The organism is Methylobacterium gnaphalii, from assembly GCF_007992215.1.
GTDB classification, from domain to species: domain Bacteria; phylum Pseudomonadota; class Alphaproteobacteria; order Rhizobiales; family Beijerinckiaceae; genus Methylobacterium; species Methylobacterium gnaphalii.
The window spans coordinates 1-17,229 of record NZ_BJZV01000007.1; the positions used below are offsets into that span (position 1 = coordinate 1).

17 protein-coding genes and 1 tRNA gene are annotated in these 17,229 nt (G+C 62.7%); 11 read left to right on the top strand and 7 right to left on the bottom strand.

Features of this window, described 5'->3' with window-relative positions:
• Positions 1-1,256 precede the first annotated feature (1,256 nt).
• The 8 genes from MGN01_RS07885 (at position 1,257) to MGN01_RS07920 (ending at position 8,257) form a co-directional block, all read left to right on the top strand.
• The gene (locus tag MGN01_RS07885; protein ID WP_147046058.1) at positions 1,257-1,901 is read left to right on the top strand and encodes a DUF47 domain-containing protein; all 645 of its coding nucleotides are present in this window, start codon (positions 1,257-1,259) and stop codon (positions 1,899-1,901) included.
• A gap of 8 nt (positions 1,902-1,909) precedes the next feature.
• Entirely contained in the window at positions 1,910-2,914 is a 1,005-nt protein-coding gene (locus MGN01_RS07890; RefSeq protein ID WP_147046059.1) for an inorganic phosphate transporter, read from the top strand.
• 402 nt (positions 2,915-3,316) lie between these two features.
• Complete coding sequence (locus tag MGN01_RS07895) at positions 3,317-3,793, top strand: Hsp20 family protein (RefSeq protein ID WP_147046256.1); 477 nt, start codon at positions 3,317-3,319, stop codon at positions 3,791-3,793.
• A gap of 83 nt (positions 3,794-3,876) precedes the next feature.
• On the top strand, positions 3,877-4,374 hold the full coding sequence (locus MGN01_RS07900; RefSeq protein WP_238258437.1) for a hypothetical protein: 498 nt from the start codon (positions 3,877-3,879) through the stop codon (positions 4,372-4,374).
• Complete coding sequence (locus MGN01_RS07905) at positions 4,302-5,336, top strand: histidine phosphatase family protein (RefSeq protein WP_244612300.1); 1,035 nt, start codon at positions 4,302-4,304, stop codon at positions 5,334-5,336. The genes MGN01_RS07900 and MGN01_RS07905 overlap by 73 nt, the downstream gene beginning before the upstream one ends.
• Complete coding sequence (locus MGN01_RS07910) at positions 5,333-6,223, top strand: NAD(P)H-hydrate dehydratase (RefSeq protein WP_147046060.1); 891 nt, start codon at positions 5,333-5,335, stop codon at positions 6,221-6,223. The genes MGN01_RS07905 and MGN01_RS07910 overlap by 4 nt, the downstream gene beginning before the upstream one ends.
• Positions 6,224-6,572: 349 nt before the next feature.
• Complete coding sequence (locus MGN01_RS07915; RefSeq protein ID WP_147046061.1) at positions 6,573-7,727, top strand: zinc-dependent alcohol dehydrogenase; 1,155 nt, start codon at positions 6,573-6,575, stop codon at positions 7,725-7,727.
• Between the two features lie 11 nt (positions 7,728-7,738).
• Positions 7,739-8,257 carry a hypothetical protein gene (locus tag MGN01_RS07920; protein WP_147046062.1) on the top strand — a complete coding sequence of 173 codons (519 nt, stop codon included), beginning with the start codon at positions 7,739-7,741 and terminating at the stop codon, positions 8,255-8,257.
• Positions 8,258-8,347: 90 nt separating this feature from the next.
• Here MGN01_RS07920 and MGN01_RS07925 read toward each other — a convergent pair whose 3' ends face one another.
• From MGN01_RS07925 to MGN01_RS07935, 3 genes are all read right to left on the bottom strand, one after another.
• Positions 8,348-9,031, bottom strand: a complete 684-nt coding sequence (locus tag MGN01_RS07925; protein WP_147046063.1) for a type 1 glutamine amidotransferase domain-containing protein — start codon at positions 9,029-9,031, stop codon at positions 8,348-8,350.
• Positions 9,032-9,280: 249 nt separating this feature from the next.
• Complete coding sequence (locus MGN01_RS07930; protein WP_147046064.1) at positions 9,281-9,883, bottom strand: TetR/AcrR family transcriptional regulator; 603 nt, start codon at positions 9,881-9,883, stop codon at positions 9,281-9,283.
• A gap of 273 nt (positions 9,884-10,156) precedes the next feature.
• Complete coding sequence (locus tag MGN01_RS07935) at positions 10,157-10,990, bottom strand: oxidoreductase (RefSeq protein ID WP_210246073.1); 834 nt, start codon at positions 10,988-10,990, stop codon at positions 10,157-10,159.
• Positions 10,991-11,119: 129 nt separating this feature from the next.
• On the opposite strand from MGN01_RS07935, the gene MGN01_RS07940 reads away from it, so the two are divergent.
• On the top strand, positions 11,120-11,779 hold the full coding sequence (locus tag MGN01_RS07940; protein ID WP_147046066.1) for a TetR/AcrR family transcriptional regulator: 660 nt from the start codon (positions 11,120-11,122) through the stop codon (positions 11,777-11,779).
• A 336-nt stretch (positions 11,780-12,115) separates the two neighbouring features.
• Here the strand turns inward: MGN01_RS07940 and MGN01_RS07945 are convergent.
• Positions 12,116-12,205, bottom strand: a tRNA-Ser gene (locus tag MGN01_RS07945).
• Between the two features lie 278 nt (positions 12,206-12,483).
• On the opposite strand from MGN01_RS07945, the gene MGN01_RS07950 reads away from it, so the two are divergent.
• A complete protein-coding gene (locus MGN01_RS07950; RefSeq protein ID WP_147046067.1) occupies positions 12,484-12,852 on the top strand; it encodes a hypothetical protein in 369 nt (122 codons plus the stop codon).
• Positions 12,853-12,862: 10 nt separating this feature from the next.
• Here MGN01_RS07950 and MGN01_RS07955 read toward each other — a convergent pair whose 3' ends face one another.
• From MGN01_RS07955 to MGN01_RS07965, 3 genes are all read right to left on the bottom strand, one after another.
• Positions 12,863-13,537: a MarC family protein gene (locus MGN01_RS07955; RefSeq protein WP_147046068.1), complete on the bottom strand. Its 675-nt coding sequence runs from the start codon at positions 13,535-13,537 to the stop codon at positions 12,863-12,865.
• Between the two features lie 422 nt (positions 13,538-13,959).
• Positions 13,960-15,303 (bottom strand): PQQ-dependent sugar dehydrogenase, encoded by a 1,344-nt coding sequence (locus tag MGN01_RS07960; RefSeq protein ID WP_147046069.1) that lies wholly within the window; start codon positions 15,301-15,303, stop codon positions 13,960-13,962.
• A 393-nt stretch (positions 15,304-15,696) separates the two neighbouring features.
• On the bottom strand, positions 15,697-15,903 hold the full coding sequence (locus MGN01_RS07965; RefSeq protein WP_147046070.1) for a hypothetical protein: 207 nt from the start codon (positions 15,901-15,903) through the stop codon (positions 15,697-15,699).
• 441 nt (positions 15,904-16,344) lie between these two features.
• Between MGN01_RS07965 and MGN01_RS07970 the strand changes: the two genes are divergently transcribed.
• The gene (locus MGN01_RS07970; RefSeq protein WP_147046071.1) at positions 16,345-17,079 is read left to right on the top strand and encodes a cell wall hydrolase; all 735 of its coding nucleotides are present in this window, start codon (positions 16,345-16,347) and stop codon (positions 17,077-17,079) included.
• The last annotated feature ends 150 nt before the right edge of the window (positions 17,080-17,229 follow it).

Sequence of the window (17,229 nt, forward strand, 5' to 3'; positions counted from 1 at the left end):
TGCTGCCTCCGCCGACGCTGCCATCACGGCATAAATGCGGGTAGCGTCTCGTCGTTGGTGAACTGCGATTAGGAACGCATACTGCCTGCCTGGCTTCGTTTCCATTTGCACGGCGATCCGCGAAACCGCACCTGCAATTTTGCCGGTCAACGGGCTAGGACTTCGGACTACATTAGTCTCTGTCTGGCTCTTCCTTGATGAGAGCCCCAGTCTTCGGGCCAACATGGAACACCGTCGTCACACTGTTCGTGAGGCCTTCGCATTCTCATTGATCTTCGCCCGCTTACAACTCAATACAGCCGCAGTAGCCAGCGTCCTTAAGCTTCTGCATAACCCGTTTGGCGGGAAACCAGTCTGAGGTTGGCTTCTTATTCTTGGTCACAGCACAACCCCCCAGATCCATGGAGATCAGCGTTGCGGTCGCGGGGATCCTTCCCGTGCCACGTTCCTCTGCCAATTAAATGAACGATGTCGACTTAAGGCTCAAGGACCAAACCACCAGACTGCTAATTAGGTTCGGCCTAGCAGCCATACGAAACACTTTAGGACGCAGTGCCAAGACCATACGAAGCGGATGGCAGGATTGGTGTTGGCTGCGGTCATGGACGGCAGCATTGGTTTCGAATGCGCGCCGTTGCTATCGGCGGCCAGCCTTTCAAACGACATGCTGGTCTGTGTCGCCCCTGCCTCAACGTAATGGTATTGGAATGCGGTTTTTAGAGAGGTACTTGGCAAGGCAGCGGCCGCGCTTAATCCGTGCCGCGTCGCTGCGCAGGTTATTAAAGGCATCGGGTTGCTTGGTGCCGGCACGATCCCCCTCTCAAGCAAGCTCTGAAAACGAGTGATTACGGCTGCGCGCCTATAGCGGCTAACAGCGATTGGCATCGCTCTCGGTAAGGACATCTACGTTACGTCAATCGCCACGACGATACTGGTTCCAGGAATCTTGCCCTAAGCTAAAGCGAGGGAGAAGCTTCAGGGCCATCGCCTGCACGCAGGCGAACTATGTAGCACGGCGAGACCCGGTTCAATCACGGTCGACATGCCTCAACAGATAACGGGAATGTATGTGACAGATCCGCAGCTCGTCGTGCAGCGGGTGCTGATCCGGAGGTGGTGAACGTTATGGTGTCCCTCATAAAATGTTGAGACAAAGTGTGGCTTCCATCGCTTCCCTGCGAGATAACCCGGCGTTTCTCAGCGCTGATGAGAACGATACAGCGAAGACCTAGAAAAGAGCGGTGCAGGAGAGCACGATGCTGAGGTGGTTTCGATCTCTCATGCCGAGAGAGGACAGGTTTTTCGATCTATTTTCCAAACACGCGACGACCCTCATTGCCGGGTCTCAGGCGTTGAATGCGATGCTTGCTGGGGGTGATGGGGTCGAGAAATACGCCCGTGTCGTTGTGGCTGAGGAGCAGAAAGCGGACGAGATTGCTCGTGAGGTTCTACAAGCTCTTCGCCGCAGCTTCATTACACCCTTCGATCGAAACGATATCCAAGATTTGATCCAGTCGATGGATGACGCCATCGATCAGATGAACAAGGTCGTAAAGATCGCAGCACTTTATGATATGCGATCCTTTGAACCACTGATGCGCGAGATGGGCGGTACGGTTGTCGAGGCAGCTCGATTGACGGCGGAGGCCGTCCCTCTCTTAAGCGCGGTTGGAACCAATGCCGGCAGGCTCGGTGAACTGACCGAGGCGATCACCAGGGTAGAAGAACGTTCAGACGAACTGCAAGAGCAAGGATTGCGCGCGCTGTATCTCGCGAAGGGGCACAGCGATCCGATGGCCTATATGATCGGCCGCGAGATCTATGACGGCTTGGAGAAGGTGGTCGATCGGTTCGAGGACGTAGCGAACGAGATCAGCGGCATCGTCGTCGAGAACGTTTGAGGGCCACCGTGGAAATCGCTCCTCTCGCGCTGCCGCTGCTGGTCGGTTTGATCGGCATTGCCCTGCTTTTCGACTTCCTCAACGGGCTGCACGACGCGGCGAACTCGATCGCTACCATCGTCTCGACCCGTGTGCTGAGCCCGCGCTACGCCGTGTTCTGGGCGGCCTTCTTCAACTTTATCGCCTTCCTGTTCTTTGGCCTGCATGTCGCCGCGACGCTCGGCACGGGGATCATCGATGCCGGCACGGTCACGCCGGCGGTGATCTTTGCAGCGCTGTTCGGCGCGATCGCCTGGAACATCATCACCTGGGTGCTCGGCATACCGTCAAGCTCATCGCACGCTCTGATCGGCGGCCTTGTGGGGGCCGGTATCGCAAAGGCCGGACCCGGCGCAGTGGTGTGGAGCGGGCTTGCCAAGACGGCCGCAGCGATCGTGCTTTCTCCTCTGCTCGGTTTCGTGCTCGCCATGGTTCTTGTGCTTGCGGTGACGTGGATCTTCGTCCGGCAAACGCCCTTCGCTGTCGACCGCACCTTTCGCGCACTGCAGTTCGCCTCAGCCTCGCTCTACTCGCTCGGGCATGGTGGGAATGATGCCCAGAAGACTATGGGCATCATCGCGGTGCTGTTGTTCACGCAAGGCCATTCGGGCAGCGAGTTTCATGTACCGCTCTGGGTGGTATTGTCCTGCCAGGCAGCCATGGCACTCGGCACACTGATGGGCGGATGGCGGATCGTCCACACGATGGGTTCGCGTATCACGCAACTCAAGCCGATGCAGGGCTTCTGCGCCGAGACGGGTGGCGCGCTCACGCTCTTCGCGGCGACATGGCTTGGGGTGCCAGTCTCAACCACGCACACGATTACAGGCGCCATCGTCGGTGTGGGCGCTGCCCGACGTACCTCAGCGGTGCGTTGGGGCGTGGCCAGCAACATCGTCGTTGCCTGGGTCGTCACGCTGCCGGCCGCGGCTGCGATTGCCGCGGGGTGTTATGCCGTAACTCGCGCATTCTGATCGACCTTGCGAAGGCAGTGCCCCGAAATAGGCTCGCCGCGCTGGCCGCTCGTCGGCCCTTGGCCGTCGGCAGCCTCTTTTCGGGCTGCCCTCGCCATCGAAACCATTGAAGGCCAACGAGCTTGGCCTGCGGCGATTGTCACCGGGTGACCCGCACGCGGCCCTCTGCCTCGAAGAGGTGCTCCCGATTGCAGGCGCCTCAACCTTCACCAGCTTTGCGCCAGTATTCTGATCGCGGCCTGAAGGCTAGGCAGCCTATTCAAAAAAATCTGCCGGCCTCTTGAAACCACAGTCGAGCAGACACATTATGCACGTGCGAGGCTCATCTGAGGTCGCACATCTAGTCACGGGGTATGTTGCCCTGTGATCTTCGTCATCACGTTGCTCTATGAGGATGTGGTTATGAGGACTATGGATTTCTCTCCCCTGTACCGTTCGACTGTCGGCTTTGACCGGCTGTTCGACCTGATCGATCAAGCCGCGCGTGGCGAGACTGCGGCCTGGCCGCCCTACAATATCGAGAAGATGGATCAGGACAGCTACCGGATCACGATTGCGGTAGCCGGTTTTGCCGCTGATGAAGTCGAGCTAGTCCAGAACGGCAATGCGCTGCTGGTCACCGGCCAGAAGAAGGAAGAGGACGGCGAACGCCACTTCCTGCACCGAGGGATCGCGGGCCGCCAGTTCCGGCAAACCTTCAACCTGGCTGATCACGTCAAGGTGAATAAGGCCGGCCTCGAACACGGACTGCTGACCATCGATCTGGTGCGAGAAGTGCCAGAGGCACTCAAGCCACGCCGAATTGCCATCGGCGGCAGCCAGAACGCCCGAGGCCAGGACAACGAGCCAGCCCAGGTTGAACATAAGGTTGCTGCCTAACCCGAACGCATAGACAGCATGAGCAAAGGCCGGGCCTCTGTAGGCCCGGTCAGACGCATTGCCGATCTTTCGGGAGATTGGTCATGAAGAAGCAGAAGGAAACGATCGAACCTACCGCCGTCGATGCCTGCGATAGAGTTGGACTGACTTCATCTGAATGGCTGGCGTTCATCGCGCCCGGCGATACCTTTCGGCATCCACGAGACGTAATCCTACACCCGACACTTTCGGTTGCCGAGAAGCGCGCCATCCTGGCCTGGTGGGCGTCCGACATCCACGCAGTAGACTCATCGCCGTGGCTTCGCTGTTTGCCCGGCAGCGCGAGTCAGGCAGTTCCCGTCGGCGACGTGTTTGCGGCTCTTGCCGAGCTCGACTCCGACTTCATTCCCGAGCCCGCGGACGGCTCCATAACCGTCCCGTTCAGAGAACCTCATCGGGATCCGTTCCCGGAACCCCATTGGCTGCGGGGCTCGTGGCGTGATGACGGTGACGATGACGATCCGCCTCCTTGCCCCGCAACCATCATGCGGCAACCAAAATCACCGAGAGGTGGTGTGGAGGCGATTGCGGCAGCAGCCTGAATGCAGACACCAGTCGGTTAGCCTATCTCGGATCGCTGAGCCCTCGTATGGGGCTCAGCGATAACTCCATCTTCGTTTTTGGCGCTCGGCGCCACTGTCGATCACATCGCAGCGACGCCAAGCATCCTCGTCCCTACCAGCCGCGAACCCGTGTCCTCGATGCGCGTTGCCGGACGCGACGGGAAGACGGGCACACTATGCAGCAACATTGGCCGAGCCGCCTGTGGATCGTGCGACACGGCGAAAGCGCCGGCAACGTTGCTGCCGAGGCCGCGAATGGCGCGAGCCTAGCGCGGATCGACATCGCGGAGCGAGACGTCGACGTTCCCCTTAGCGCGTGCGGCGAACGGCAGGCCGACGCCGTCGGAAGTTGGTTTGCAGGCCTGCCCGCGGACGAGCGTCCGGAGATCGCCCTGGTCTCACCCTACCTGCGGGCCAGACAGACCTGCGACCGTATCCGTTCGGCCGGCGGTTTAGCGCATGGTGCGCCGGCACCTGTGGTCGACGAACGGCTGCGCGAGAAGGAACTCGGCATCCTCGACCGGCTGACACGAACCGGGGTCGAGCAGTTGCATCCAGAGCAGGCCGAGATGCGAAGGCGTCTTGGCAAGTTTTACCATCGTCCACCCTGCGGCGAGAGCTGGTGCGACGTGATCCTACGCCTGAGAAGCGCGCTGGATACGGTCTCGCTGCATCATAGTGATAAGCGGATCCTCATCGTCGCGCATCAGGTGGTGGTTTTGTGTCTGCGCTATCTGATCGAAGGAATGACCGAGGCGGAAATCCTCGCCATCGACGCTGCAGGTGATGTCGCGAACTGCTCGGTCACGGATTACGCCTTCCAAGCGAGCGAAGGCGCCACCGGGAAGCTGGCGCTGGTGCGCTACAATTTTGTGGCGCCCGTCACGGAGGCTGGAGCGCCGGTTACCTCTGAGCCCGACGCGAACGTGGCAGCCCGATGACCCACGAGATCCTCACTGCGGACGGCCTCAAGGCGTTCCCGCTCCCTATGCCCCAAGAGGGCAGCAAGGACGAGCGCGGCAGCGCGCTGGTACTCGGGGGTTCGGTCTCGGTCCCCGGAGCCGCACTGCTCGCCGGCATCGCCGCCCTGCGTGCAGGAGCGGGCAAGCTGAAGATCGCCACCGTTGGCAGCGTGGCCGCCGGCATGGGGTTAGCCGTGCCCGAGGCTATGGTGATCGGATTGGCCGAAACGCCGGAGGGAGGTGTGGATGCCGAAGGTGCGGTGGAATGCCTGCTGAAGGTGACGAAAGGCTGTGATGCCCTGCTCGTTGGCCCTGGATTGGTCGAGGACGGCCCAACCACAACTCTAGCGATACGGTTGCTGGAGGCTCTGCCGTCTGCCTCGTTCATTCTCGACGCAGCTGCAGTTTGTGGGCTCGCCTCATATTCCGACGACGTCCGTCGGCACGGGAGCCGGGTCGTGATCACGCCGCATGCAGGCGAGATGGCGCAGCTTCTAGACCGGAGCCGCGATGACGTTGAGGCGGATCCCCTCGATGCCGCACTCAGGGCGGTCGAGCTCTTGGGTACGGTCGTGGTGATGAAGGGCGCCAAGACTTGGATCGTGGACCCGGAGGGAGCGCGCTGGCTCTATGAGGGGGGAGGCGTCGGCTTGGCGACGTCCGGTTCAGGAGATGCTCTGGCCGGTATCATTCTGGGGCTGCTGGCGCGTGGCGTAGCTCCAATGGCCGCGGCTTTATGGGGCGTGTTCCTGCATGGGGAGGCCGGCAAGAGTCTTGCCGCCTCGGTCGGCCCTATCGGCTTCCTTGCCCGAGAGCTTTCGGGTGAGGTGCCTGGACTGCTGCGTAAGGCTGCAGCCCAGCCTTAAGCGGTTGCCGCATCGGACCTACCGCCTGCATGAGCGCCAGAGGACAGCTGGATCACCATACCGGAACGCTGGATGCGCCTGAACCTGGGACATCGGCGCGTCTCAGCACGACTCGTTTGCCGTACGGCAGCAGCGGCAACTCATAAGCCGTGCTCCCGCTGGTTCTCGCGCTGTCACCCCTGCCTCTCCATGCGTTTGGTCCGACAGTCGCGACAGGTGCCGAAGCCATCATCCTCGGTGCGGCAGAGGTCCTCGCAAAGCTGTCATCGCCGGCTGAATCGGAGCGGCGGCGCCCGGGAACCCGGTCGCCCCGGCAAGGTTGGCAGACGCCGTGACCGGAGATGTTGCAATGCTGGCGATGAACTACCGCGGCCCGTACAGGGTCCGTGTTGACCGTAAGCCCGTGCCGGTCTGTGAGCACGTCCAGGATGCTGTCGTGCGCGTCACACGGACCTGCATATGCGGCTCCGACCTGCACCTCTACCACGGCATGGTCCCGGACACGCGAGTTGGCACGACCTTCGGCCACGAGTTCATCGGCGTCGTCGAAGAGGTTGGGCCTCAAGTGAAGAACCTTGCGGTCGGCGATCAGGTGATCGTGCCGTTCAACATCGCTTGCGGCCAGTGCCACTTCTGCAAGCAGGGGCTATTCGGCAACTGCCACGAGTCGAACCCTCAGGCCACCGCGGTTGGTGCGATCTACGGCTACTCGCATACCGCTGGTGGTTACGATGGCGGCCAAGCCGAATATGTGCGCGTTCCCTACGCGGACGTCGGCCCGTGCAAGATCCCGTCGAACATGGACCTCGACGATGCGGTGCTTCTTACCGACGTCGTGCCGACCGGCTATCAGGCTGCCGAAATGGCTGGCATCCAGCCAGGCGACACCGTCGTTGTGTTCGGGGCGGGACCCGTCGGGATCATGGCGGCGCGGTGCGCGTGGCTCTTTGGGGCTGGACGGGTGATCGTCATCGACCACATCGACTATCGCCTCGATTTTGCCCGAACCTATTGTCCCGCCGAGGTCTACAACTTCCGCTCACTCGAGGATCCCGTGGTCTTCCTGAAGAAGACGACCGATTCTCTCGGCGCGGATGTCTGCATTGATGCAGTCGGCGGAGATGCTGCCGGTAGCGCCCTCCATACCCTGATGGGCACCAAACTGAAGCTCGAAGGTGGCTCGGCGACGGCGCTGCACTGGGCGATCAACTCCGTCAAAAAGGGAGGCGTCGTCTCTATCGTGGGCGTGTATGGGCCGACCGGAAATGTGATCCCCATCGGCAATGTCTTGAACAAAGGTATCACCATCCGAGCCAATCAGGCTTCCGTGAAGCGTCTGCTGCCACGCCTGATCGAGCACATCGAAGCTGGCCGGCTGAATCCGAAGGCGCTCGTCACCCATAGGGTGCCCTTGGAGGAGATCGCGGACGCCTACCACATCTTCTCGGCTAAGCTGGACGGTTGCATTAAGCCGGTGCTCGTCCCTCCTTCGGCACGTGGTTGAGGACGACTGGCATGAGGAACCTCCCCATCGACCCGCGTAAAGTCCCCGGTTGGGGAGTCGACGCCAATCCAGAAAACGATCCCACCTACCCGATGCGCGATCGGTCGAATGAGAAAAAGACAGGCATGGATTGGAAGCGGCCACCTCAGCAGAGGAAGGCAGTAGAGATTCTTCGGTCCATCGAGCGGAACAATCTCACGGCCGTGTTCGGAACATCGACGCCTCCGAGTGGCGTGAGCGGCATGATCCGTCGCCAAGCCTTTCGATACAGCGAGTCGGAATGGGCGCACTGGCTTTTATTGATGGCTGCCGACCGCGTGAACGTGGTCGAGGGCCTGGCGGAAGACCTTAGTCGTGGCCGCATCCCGAACATCCCAGGCGAAATGGGTATCCGATCCGAATTGGCGCACAATCGGTCGGGTCTGGTGACAAAAGCCCTGATCGCCGGCGCAGTCCTAGGTGTCGGCGTTCTCGCTGTTCGCGCTGCAACGGCTGACAGGGATAGGCGGCGCGAAGCACGACAAAGCTAAGTATCTGAGCGACCGCCCCATTCGGAACGACGCCAGTCGGCTACGGCCAACCATGGCCATAGCCGACTGCGAGCATCACGTTTTCAGTCCTCAGCCGTTTTTCAGCTGTTCGAGGAGACGCTGGGCCGCGGGTCCGGACGAGGCGGGGTTCTGGCCGGTGATCAACAGTCCGTCGGCAACGACGTAGGGCTGCCAGTCGGCAGCCTTGGTGTACTTGCCGCCGTTCCGCTTGAGTTCGTCCTCGACGAGGAAAGGGACCACCTGGGTGAGGCCCACCGCTTCCTCCTCGGTGTTGGTGAAGCCGGTGACGTCCTTTCCTTCGACCAGAGGCCTACCGTCTGGTGTCTTGGCGTGACGCAGCACACCGGGGGCGTGACAGACTAGAGCAACGGGCTTGCCGCCCTCGAGCGTCGCCTCGATCAATCGAACAGAGGCGGAATTCTCAGCTAGATCCCACAGAGGACCATGACCGCCAGGGTAGAAGACGGCGTCGAATCCCTCATGGGTCACATCGTGGAGCTGAGCCGTAGCCGCCAGGGCAGAGTTGGCATCCGCATCGGCTTCGAAGCGGCGGGTCTGGTCGGTTTGAAAACTCGGCTCGTTGCTCTTTGGATCGAGCGGCGGTTGGCCGCCTTTGGGTGAGGCCAGCACGACCTCCGCACCGGCATCCTTGAACACGTAGTAAGGCGCGGCGAACTCCTCCAGCCAGAAGCCGGTCTTGCGGCCCGTGTCGCCGAGCTGGTCGTGTGAGGTCAGCACCATAAGAATTTTCATCGTCGTTCTCCGTCGTTACGAGTGGGTGAGAGGTCGTGGAAGGCGGGGCGAACAGCCGCGCTTTCGTTTGCCGCCGCGTCAGACGCGGCGGGATGCCGTCACAGAATCGGTACCCTCAGCGAGCGGGAGAGGCGGCATCATGGTGTTTAGATTGAACGGTCGTGGTCGTTATCCTTCTATCGATTTAGAATTAGACTGGTCGTCTTGTTCAAGGGTGAGCGCAGGAGAATTGCGCTCGTTGCTCAGGCATCAGGCCGGCTTTGGGTTGAGGATGCGCCGCGTCGTGGCCATCGCGGCTTCGAACGGCGTATCGGTCCGGACAATTTTCGCCATGAGGCTCGCACCGAGCCACACGTGATAGAGCGTCTCGGCAGTCGTACGCGGGTCGTCGTTGACCCCCATCGACCCCTCCGCGACGCCGGCCTCGATGGCACGCGTTACTCGGTCGATGATCCCGGCCGTGCCGCTCTTCAACGCGAGACGCATGGGCTCGGACAGATCCGAGACTTCCGCCGCGAGCTTCACCGCAAGACACTTGCGCTGGTAGTCGATGCTGCCCTGCGTCGCCTGCCAATTGCGCCAATAGTTCATCAGGCGCTCAGCATGGTTGAGCTCAGGCTCCGCCAGGGTCGCGTCAATGTCGGCGAGGTAATCCTCGAAGTAGTCTTCCAGTAGCGCCTCGCCGAAGGCCTCCTTCGAACCGAAGTAGTGGTAGAACGACCCCTTCGGGACCCTAGCCGCAGCCAAGATCTCGTTGAGGCCGACACCGGAAAACCCCTTCGCGCTCACGATCTGATGAGCGGCGTCGAGGATGCCTTGCCGGATGTCGGTGCGGCCGCTCGCATTTGCCATGACGCCGCTATAGGCTCGATTAGACCGGTCGTCTAGAGGGGAGTGCAGTTTTTGTCGGGTGCTTGTTTGTACTCCGCGCCGGCACGCCTGTCAGTCTGACGCCATCGCCTGCGACAACAGCAGTCGGGATCGCGTCGAACCGCGCCGATGAGCTAATCAGTTCTATCTTGACGAGCTTCGAGCCAGCCAAGCCTTGGAAAGAACACGAGGCAATGCACTGCCGGAATGCAGCGGCGCGTGTCCTCATGATGGGACCGAGCGTTTCGTGCTCGCTCATGAGAACGCTGTCGAGCGCGATACCTCCTCCCAAGCAGCAATCTCGCTTTGCAGGCCCGCAATCTTGTCGGCTACGAGCTGAAGGGCATCCTCGCCGAGGTAGAGGTGGACGGGCGGTTGCTCTGCCGCCACCAGCGTCAGGAGGGCTTGTGCCGCCTTAGCCGGATCGCCCGGCTGAGCTCCGCTTTTTGCCTGCCGCGCCGACCGGATCGGGTCCATCACCGCGTCGTAGTCGGGGATGCTGCGCGGCGTGCGTGCCATCGAGCGTCCGGCCCAGTCGGTGCGGAATTGACCGGGCGCGAGGGCCGTCACTCGGATTCCGAGGTGCCTTACCTCCTTGGCGAGAGCCTCGGAGATGCCCTCCAAAGCAAATTTGCTCCCGCAATAGTAGGCGATGCCCGGCAGAGTGATGAAGCCGCCCATCGAGGTCACGTTGATGATGTGCCCGGAACGGCGCGACCGCATGGTAGGCAGCACGGCTTTCGCCATGGCTACCGCGCCGTAGACGTTTGTGTCGAACTGGCGTTGCATCTCTTCGAGAGACGACTCCTCCAGCACGCCTTCGTGGCCGTAGCCGGCATTGTTGACCAGCACATCGACGGAACCGATCTCGCATTCGATGCCGGCCACGGCCGTTGGTATCGCGTCGAAGTCGGTCACGTCGAGCACGCGGGCGTGAGCTCGCCCCGGCGCGAGACCCTCGAACGTCGCCGCTGCCTCGGCTTGACGGACAGTGCCGACAACCGTGTGCCCGGCGGCGAGGGCGCCTTCCGCGAAGGCCCGGCCGAGACCGGAGCTAATGCCGGTGATGAGGAAGTTCTTGGTGTTCATCATGGTCGCGGCCTCGATTCCCTGCCCACCCTGGCAGATAACTCGCACGTCGAAACATATATCACAATATGTTTTTATATCTCGCTATGATTTATTGACGCGTGCCATCCATCGCAGCATGGTGATCAAATGACACTTCCTGCCCCGTCCTCCGTGCGCGAACGCAACAGGTTGGCTTCGCGCAACGCCATTCTCGACGCGGCCGAGCGTCTTCTGGAGCGGGGCGAGACTGCGGAGTTCTCGATGCGGGAGTTGGCCGTCGAGGCCGGCAAGGGCTTCGTGACGCCGTTCAACCATTTCGGCAGCAAGGGGGCGATCATGCAGGCTCTCTCGGGTCGCGTCATCGACCGCATGGAAAGCCGTTTCCAAGCGGAGGCGCCGGGTGGCGACGCCCTCGACCGAAGCTTGGCGATGGGTCAGATCGCGACCGCTTGCCTCCTCGAACGGCCAACGGTCTACAAAGCCGTGGTGGGCGCTCTCGGCACGATCGGCCCGATATCGAGCGAGGTGCGGTCGCGCTCGCGTGCCCTCTGGGAGTTCGCCCTCGGCGACATGGAAGGAATTTGCGAAGAGCTGCGCGAGCGCGCGCGAGCCATTCTGGCCGACCAGATCGCCTTCACTTTTCGAGGCTGCCTCTCGTTCTGGATCGCGGGCGAGGTCGCGGATGAACGATTATCGGCTACGGTAGACACAGCGACCGCGACCACGCTCCTAGGTTTCGCGGCCCCGGGCCGACGACAGCGCGTGCTCTCGGCCATGGCCTTCGATGGTCATCCTGAACAGGCTTGATGGCGGTCCCGGCTAGCGCTCTACGGACGTTCTCGGTTTCGCTCGGAATACATCATTGAAGACCGGTCCCGGCTATCTCTAGCCCGTTCCGGCAGTCGGCACGGTGATCTGTCCTCGGCAGCGCGCGACACAGGATCAAGCGCATCGCGAATGCTGCGGAGGATAAGGTATCCAGTCAGTCCGCGCCTTCTGCGCTTGCGCTACCGTCAGTCATACGACCGAACAAAGATGCAGAAGGTGCCGAACTCGGCATACCGATCGATCCGTTGTTCCTGGAACCGCCGAGCAAGTCTTAAGAGCTAAGTCTTCGACGCTCTGAGAGCTCAGGATGGGCATTGGCGGAGAGGGAGGGATTCGAACCCCCGATGGGCTTGCACCCATGCCGCATTTCGAGTGCGGTGCATTCAACCGCTCTGCCACCTCTCCGAACCCTGGCCGCCGAGCGGGCACGCTGAGCTGAGAGCAGCCCATGCCGGGATCGCGCCAGCCCCATGGGGCGCGGCGAGGGCCGGGTGATAGCGGAGGGGATCGGCTCTGGCAAGGTGAACCTGAGCCACAGGCGCTTGGCTTTTCAACCGATCTTGCTGCGTCCAGGCTTCCGCGTTGCCTGTACCCTCGCGACTGGCCGCATGGTCTCGGGGATACGCGCGCCGCCTCGACACGTTGATCGCCCGACTGCGCAATATCCTTGACGAGCAGACGCTATGAGACGGACGATCTGGGCCATCACCGCTTTGACCCTGCTGGCGGCACCGGCCGCCGCGCAGAGCCTGCCGTCCGACCCGACCGCGGTCAGCCTCGGCGGAACGCAGACGGGCCTGCCGGGAACGGCCAACGCTCTTGCCAATCCCGGACAATTGTCGCTCAGCAACCAGCCTGGCACCGCCGGCGGCGGTTCGGGTGCGGCCGGTATCGCCGGATCGGCTACCAATGCCGGCCAGCTCGACTTCAGTCGCACCAACGGCACTGGCGGCGCGCCAACTAGTAGCGGCGCCGGTATCGCCTCAGGCTCGGCCGGAACGTCTCAGGCGAACGATACCTACCTGTATCCACTCTACGGCCGTCATTTCTGACCCGCTAAGGTCAAGGTTTCAGGGCCAAGCCGCCCGCGGCGCGCAGGGCCTCGGTGACACCACTCATCGTGATCTGGACACCGACGCAGAGCAGGATGAAGGCCGCCAGCCGCGCGATGATCCTGATGCGCGCATGCCCGAGCAGATTGGTGATCCAGTCGGCCCAACTGTAGGTGAGGCCGATCGCCAGCGCGATCGCGAGTGCCGCCGCCGAGGTGCCCGTCGCGAAGGCAGCGAATTCGGCACCGCCGGTCGGCCGGTTCGACCCGAGTGCGATGGCCACCGCGATCGAGCCTGGCCCCGTCGTCAGCGGCAGCGTCAGCGGGAAGAACGCGATGTCGTCTTGTCCCCACGCATCCTGGGCTTGAGCCTGCTTCTTGTCTTCGTTCTTCTCGGGCGCGTTCAGGAGGCGCCAGCCGCTCGCGGCGACCACGAGGCCGCCGGCCACCCGCAAAGCCGGGATCGAAACGCCGAAGAAGTCCACGACATAGGCACCGATCCAGAGCGAGGCGAGCATCACGATCGCCGAGTAGATCATCACGCGCCGGGCGAGCAGTGTCCGGTCGGCATGGGTTCGGTCGCCGGTGATCTGCGCGAAGATCAGCGCGCCGCCGAGTGGGTTCACGATGGAGAACAAGGCTGACGCGGCGGCGAGAAAGCTCTTCGTTCCTTCGATCCACCACATCGCAACGGTCCGGCTGGTTCAATGGAATGAGGTAGAGGAGAGGGCAGGGGCGGCGCAAGGACATACGGCCGCCGACGCAGAGTGTGCCGAGCCGCGAGGCGGCCAAGCCCCGTATCCGGGATCAATCGGACGGCGTCGCGCCGCTTCGGCTGATGAGGCGAATTCTTGATCCGCGAGCGCGCCACCTCGACACCGGCTCCTAGAGTACGCGCGTCCAGGCTACGGACCCGCACGACGGCGCCCGTCATGCCGAGCACGTCCCGTTACACCAGAAGCGTCGGATCGTAGATCTCGGCGAGGCGGGAGACGGAGTCGGCATCGCCGCGCCCGAAGCCAGCCGGGCGTCTGCGACATCGCCATCCGGCCGGCGTAGCCGGCACTCGCCGTTCGGATGCCCGCTGAGAGAGCAGAGGTCTGGACGCTCAGCTCCCCTGCGCGCCCGTTACCCGCCACACCGACTTGCCCACGTCATCTGTCACCAGCAGCGCTCCACTCTTGTCGAGTGTCACGCCTACCGGCCGGCCTTGCGCCCTCTCGTCGGCGTTGAGGAAGCCGGTCAGCACGTCCATCGGCTTGCCGGAGGGCTTTCCGTTCTCGAAAGGCACGTAAATCACCCTGTAGCCGCTCTTCGGACGGCGGTTCCACGAGCCGTGCTGGGCGACGAAGAGGCCGCTCTTCCAGGCTTCGGGCAGGGAGGAGTTCATCGAAAAGGCGATGCCGAGCGAAGCAGTGTGGGTACCCACCGCGTAGTCCGGCGCAATCGATTTCGAGACCTTGTCGGGGTTCGGCGGCTGCACGCGGCCGTCGGTGTTGTTACCCCAATAGGCCCAAGGCCATCCGTAGAACGCGCCCTCCTGCACATGGGTGATGTAGTCGGGCACGAGATCGCTGCCGATCTCGTCGCGCTCGTTCACCACAGTCCAAAGGGCGCCGCTCTGCGGCTCAAGAGCGAGGCCGTTCGGGTTGCGGAGGCCCGTCGCGTATTCGTGGAAATCCTTCGACGCGATGTCGTAAACGTAGATCGCTGCGCGGCCCTTCTCAACGTCGAGGCCATTCTCGCCGACATTCGAGTTCGAACCAACGGTGACGAAGAGCCGCTTGCCGTCTGCGCTGGCGATGACGTTCTTGGTCCAGTGGTGGTTGATGCCAGACGGCAGGTCTACGACCTTCTCCGGCGTGACGGTGATCTCGGTCTGGCCCTCCTGGTAGGGCACCTTCACCAGCGCATTGGCATTGGCGACGTAGAGATCGCCTCCGACCAGCGCCATGCCGAAGGGCGAGTGCAGGCCCTTCATGAAATCGTGGCGTTCTTCCGCGACGCCATCGCCATCCTTGTCGCGCAGCAGGGTGATCTTATCCGGGCTCGGCACGCCCGCGCCGGCCGCGGCCTTCACTTTGTCGGCAACCCAATCGGCGATGCCGGTGGAAGGATCGTCCGTTTTCGGCTTGTTAGCCTCGGCTACCAGTACGTCGCCGTTCGGCAGCGTGACGATCCAGCGCGGGTGGGTGAGACCAGTAGCGAACGCGGTGACAGCGAGGCCTTGCGCCGGCGTCGGCTTCGCACCGTTCTGCCAGCCGACCACGCGGGCAATGTTGACTGTCGGCATCATTGTGGCGTTGGGCGGCGGCAGCGTCGGGCTCGCCCCAGTGCCGGCCGAGTAGTCGAGCGTGGCCTGCTCGGGATACAGGATGAACTTGTAGATCGCGGCGCCGCCCACAAGCACCACGGCGAGGGCCGCGAGGCCGACTTTCGATCCTGTCCGCATGGATACGTGCGCTCTGCTGCTGGCTGGCGACGCGAGCAGCGCCACCGACGGCCTTCAACGCCGAGACGATGAATCGGTTCGCCAGGGCGAGCGAAATTTAAAGCAGCAGAGCCCGCCAAGTCATAGCGAGCGAAACGAAGCCACAACCCTGAATGTTTCCAGCGCCCGCAGTATCGGGAACGGCAGGGAGATCAGACCGCCTGCCTTCATACCCCATTCCTTATGCCACAGTGCCCGTACCAGTGGGTTTCGAAGCACGGCAGGCGGTTCTGCCGTCCGCTAAAACGCGCGGCTGAACGTCGAGTAGCGGCTTGGAAGCCGCGGTGGTGCCTTGAGGCGCGCGACGTAGCACTTCAACCGGCGGGATTGAGCGGTGCGAGGAGAGTGATCGCCTCAGGCCGCGAAGGCTTCGCTCGCCGACTCCAACTTTGGCTCCGCAGCACCCGGATGGCGGCGCGTCGAATAATACAGGCCAATGGCGTTCCAGAAGGCGTCGCGCACGTCCGGCCCGAACTTCTCGAGACAACTCTCCAAAGCGGCGCGGCCAAGCTCGGAGGCTTCGTTCAGCGCATCGTCGATCGGCGTGGCGACATCGGACATGGGCAGGCCTTTCGCGGTGCAACAACGCTAGGATCAACGCCCAAGCTCGAAGTTCGATCCCGGCGAGTGATCGGTAGAGCTGCCGCAGAGCGGCCAAGCTACTGCAACAATTACCCGAAAGCAGTGCTCAACAGCACGCTCACGACCATCAGCTGGGGTGGATTCTCGACGTGGCAGCCCTCTTCACGCGGCGGTTGCTAGAGCCACGCGAAGGAACGGCGACTCTACCACGCGCAGGCGTGGCACCGAAGTCACACCACGTAAAGAAGCGTGACCATTCTCGCGATAGGGTTTCCGCAACCCTTTACGCCTAAGCTTCGGCTAACGATCCTGGGGCCGACGGCAGAGTCGTTCCCTGAAGCATCTTCGGTGACGTGGACCTGGTCCCTCGTCGAAGCCTGCGGCTCTAGCGAACGCCGAAGCAGACACAGAGGAGCTTGCATGCCCCGGAACCAGAGCAGCCTGATCAGCAGCCTCATCCTGGTCGGCCTTACAGGCTCTGGACTTGGTGGCTGCGGGGTGCTCCCCACCGGCGACATGACAACGGGCTCGATTGCGACGAAGCAGGCTGCCAAGGTCGTGCAGACCCCGACCCGCGCGGACCGCGAGTGCCTTGCCCGCGCCATGTACTTCGAATCGAACCGCACGGACGAGGACGGCATGCTCGCCGTCGGCACGGTGGTGATGAACCGCCTCGACAACCCGAAATACCCGGGCAGCGTCTGTGAGGTGGTCGGCCAGAAACGCCAGTTCGCCGACGGCGTGCTCTCGAAGCCGGTGCGCGAGCAGGATCGCCCCCGCATCGAGAAGGTCGCCGACCTGATCCTTGCCGGCGAGCGCCACAAGGACGTCGGCGCCGCATTGCACTTCCACACCGCCGGCTACCGCTTCCCGTATACGAACATGCACTACGTCGCGCAGGCGGGCGGCAACCAGTTCTACGAGAAGACCGACCGCGACGGCTACCTGCCGGCGATCCTGCCGCACGCCGTTGTCCAGACTGCCTCCGGCAAGCTCGTGCCGATCCAGATGGCCGGCCTCTCCGACGCGCCCGACGCCTTCGCCACCGGCGCCCCGCGCCCGCGCATGCCGTCCATCCAGGCCACCCAGGTCGCCTACGGTCTGACCCTTCCGCAGGGGGTTCCGACCCGGTACAGCTCCGCCCCGGCCCAATAGGGAGCGAGGGATTGAGCCAAGGTGTCGATGGCATTGCCGTGACGAACACCGCGGGTATCGGCCGCACGCAGCACTGATCGTTTGCGACGAGCGCCCCCGCGTCCTAGATCAGGGCTCGGGCTCAAACGGCCCACGCCCTCAAGCCCGGAC